Origin of the sequence: Nostoc sp. NOS(2021) (assembly GCF_017115025.1) — a bacterium.
Classification (GTDB): Bacteria; Cyanobacteriota; Cyanobacteriia; order Cyanobacteriales; family Nostocaceae; genus Nostoc.
The window spans coordinates 1-2,984 of record NZ_JABXKM010000165.1 but is presented as its reverse complement, the minus strand read 5'-3'; the positions used below and the strand labels follow the sequence as shown (position 1 = coordinate 2,984).

The following is a 2,984-nucleotide window of genomic DNA, read 5'->3' as shown; positions in this document are numbered from 1 at the left end:
CCCCAATCCCCAGTCCCCCTAATAGTGGAACAACTTAAGCCTCGCTATTCTGTCGTTTGGACGAACAAAATCGCTGAAGTACCCCAAAATGCCTGGAATGCTTTGGCAATGCCACTCAAAACGCCGTTTTTAGAATGGGAGTGGCTGAACAATCTCGAAACCTCCCAGAGTGCTACGGCTAAAACTGGTTGGTTGCCAAATCACTTGACATTGTGGCGAGATCGAACGCTGATTGCGGCTGCGCCACTTTATCTCAAAGGACATAGTTCTGGTGAATTTATTTTCGATCACCAATGGGCAGAGTTAGCCGATCGCATTGGAGTCCAATATTACCCAAAATTGCTGGGAATGACACCATTTACCCCAGCTGAAGGCTATCGGTTTTTAATCGCCCCAGGAGAAGATGAAGATGAAATCACAGCGATGATGGTGCATGAAATTGACACTTTTTGCTCCAAAAATGGAATTTCTGGGTGTCATTTTCTCTATGTCGATCCCCAATGGCGTCCGATGCTGGAACGGCATGGCTTTACAACTTGGCTGCACCACAGCTACGTTTGGGAAAATGCTGGCTTTAAAACTTTTGATGACTACTTGAAAGTGTTTAACGCCAATCAGCGCCGCAATATCAAGCGGGAACGCAAAGCTGTGGAGAAAGCAGGTTTACGATTGCAACCGCTAACTGGTGATCAAATTCCTCAGTCTTTGTTTCCTTTGATGCACCAGTTCTATGCAGACACCTGTGATAAGTTTGGCTGGTGGGGTAGCAAGTATCTCACACAGAGATTTTTTCAGCAGCTATACACCGATTATCGCCATCGAGTCTTGTTTGTTGCTGCATATAGCGAACAAGATAACTCTCATCCTTTAGGAATGTCCTTTTGTTTGTTTAAAGATGACAAACTCTATGGACGCTATTGGGGGAGTTTTCAAGAAATAGATTGCTTACATTTTGATGCTTGCTATTATGCGCCAATTGAGTGGGCGATCGCTAACGGCATCCAAATTTTTGACCCTGGCGCGGGCGGGCGTCACAAAAAACGCCGTGGTTTCCCCGCTATGCCCAATCACAGTCTGCACCGCTTTTACAATAATCGTTTAGGACAAATAATACGTCCCTATATTAAGGAAGTGAATCAACTCGAACAGCAGGAGATTGAGGCAATTAATGCAGAGTTGCCATTTAGTGAGAAAAATGCTTGAGCAAAAGGAAGTACTTTCGTAACAGAGTTTGCCGAATAATTCAGCTTTATTCGGCAAACAGATGCTTACTTTCCTTCTTTTCAAAATTGTGAAATTAAACTCTTAGCGATCGAGACGATATTTCTGCCGCTGGGTTTTCATTGTTAGCTGTTGCAGGACTCCTATCGAGAAGTTTTTTTATAACTATGGCTTCAGTAAATTCATGCACTAATATGGTTGCTATAGTTCTATGATAAAAGTATAATTTATAACAAAATTTCTGATTTGCTTTTAAGTAAAAGGAATCAAAAATATCTGAAAGATATCAATAAGACTAAGGAAGATAGGAATTACACTTGATATAGAGTGTAAAAACCCTGAAGAAAGAAAATTTATTTTTATAATGCTTATGGATTTGATGGTTGAAAATTTAGCCGCAATTGATGATAAACTTTCCCAACGTCATATTGACCTTGATCCCGGTGGATATTTCATTATTTACTTGGATCGAGACGCAGGGTTAATTTATGCCAAGCATTTTACAAATGTGATTGACGATCGCGGTTTAGCTGTCGATCCAGAAACGGGGAAGGTAATTCCGGCGCGAAAAAAGGTAGAACGAACTCACACGACAGTTTTTAGCGCAAGGACAGCGAAAGAACTTTGCGTGAAGATTTTTGAAGAAACTCAGCCCCCTCCTCTAACTCAATTAGATCATGCAGCTTATTTGGGTCGAGAATTTGTCCGGGCTGAGGTGGCTTTACTCACAGGGCAAGAGTATGTTCAGGATTAAATGTTAGGAGTGAGGAGTTAAAAGTTAAGAGTTAAAAGCTAGAAATTCACGACTCAAAATTTTAAACTCCTCACTCTCATATTAGCCATTAGATGATGGCTGATTTATCTGATAGATATAGTAAGTCGCCATTGGGATAACGGTGGCGGCAATTAACAATCCTACCACCCAAGCAGTAGCGTTACCTTGGTTGGTTTCTTCTGCTTTCTTGAAGGTGCCTTCTACTTGCACATTGTCAATTATTTTGGGTGGGCCTGGATCGGCTTTGCCAGAGAGAACGGCGACAAGGCGATCGCTAGCATCTAGAAATGCCTGATTGTATTTGTTACCATTGCGTAACGGCACACTTACTGTTTCAGTAGCTACACTCTCGGCAATGGAGTCAGTGAGTAAAGGCTTGACTTGATCGCCAGTAATAATGGCGGTACCATTGGTAACTGTATCAATAACCAATAAAGTTTGATTAGCTTGGGCTTCTTTTGTAGGAAACCATTTTTCAAACAGTTCTTTGGTGAAGCTTTCCGGTGTCTCACCGTAGTCGAGGCGGCGAACAGTAACAATTCTGACTTCCTTATCTGTTTGCTTTGCCAAATCCTCGAAAGCGCTGCTAATCTTACCTTCATTCAGACGGCTGATCACTTCAGCTTGATCCAAAACCCAGGTGTCATTCCCTGCTGTGAGGTTGGGTATTTGATACACACCTGTAGCTAAAGCAGGTGCGGCAAACAGCGAGGCTGCTAAAATAACCGTCACCAAAGGTAAAATTAGCCGGATGAGGTGTTTTTGACTGCTAAATACTTGTTTGAGGAGCTGTTTCATCGTGTGATCCCTAAGACAGACTTGCACCAAAAATACTACAGAACCACTGCAAAAATCACCTCGTTCCCGATTTTCTACAGGATGAAATTTCTGGTATTGCCAGCAGATATATATTTTATATGATTGTCTGGGCAATTAAGCATAATACCCGGAACCCCACCCCGCCATCCGCTCTTGCTCCCCTTCCCGC

General features: G+C 42.5%; 3 protein-coding genes. 2 read left to right on the top strand and 1 reads right to left on the bottom strand.

Features of this window, described 5'->3' with window-relative positions:
- Positions 1-21: 21 nt before the first annotated feature.
- Together HWQ41_RS20135 and HWQ41_RS20130 are read left to right on the top strand one after the other, a co-directional pair.
- Complete coding sequence (locus HWQ41_RS20135) at positions 22-1,203, top strand: GNAT family N-acetyltransferase (RefSeq protein WP_292766575.1); 1,182 nt, start codon at positions 22-24, stop codon at positions 1,201-1,203.
- 388 nt (positions 1,204-1,591) lie between these two features.
- On the top strand, positions 1,592-1,975 hold the full coding sequence (locus tag HWQ41_RS20130) for a DUF4346 domain-containing protein (RefSeq protein WP_292766573.1): 384 nt from the start codon (positions 1,592-1,594) through the stop codon (positions 1,973-1,975).
- Between the two features lie 81 nt (positions 1,976-2,056).
- Here the strand turns inward: HWQ41_RS20130 and HWQ41_RS20125 are convergent, their stop codons facing one another.
- Positions 2,057-2,794 (bottom strand): TPM domain-containing protein, encoded by a 738-nt coding sequence (locus tag HWQ41_RS20125; RefSeq protein WP_292766571.1) that lies wholly within the window; start codon positions 2,792-2,794, stop codon positions 2,057-2,059.
- Positions 2,795-2,984 lie beyond the last annotated feature (190 nt).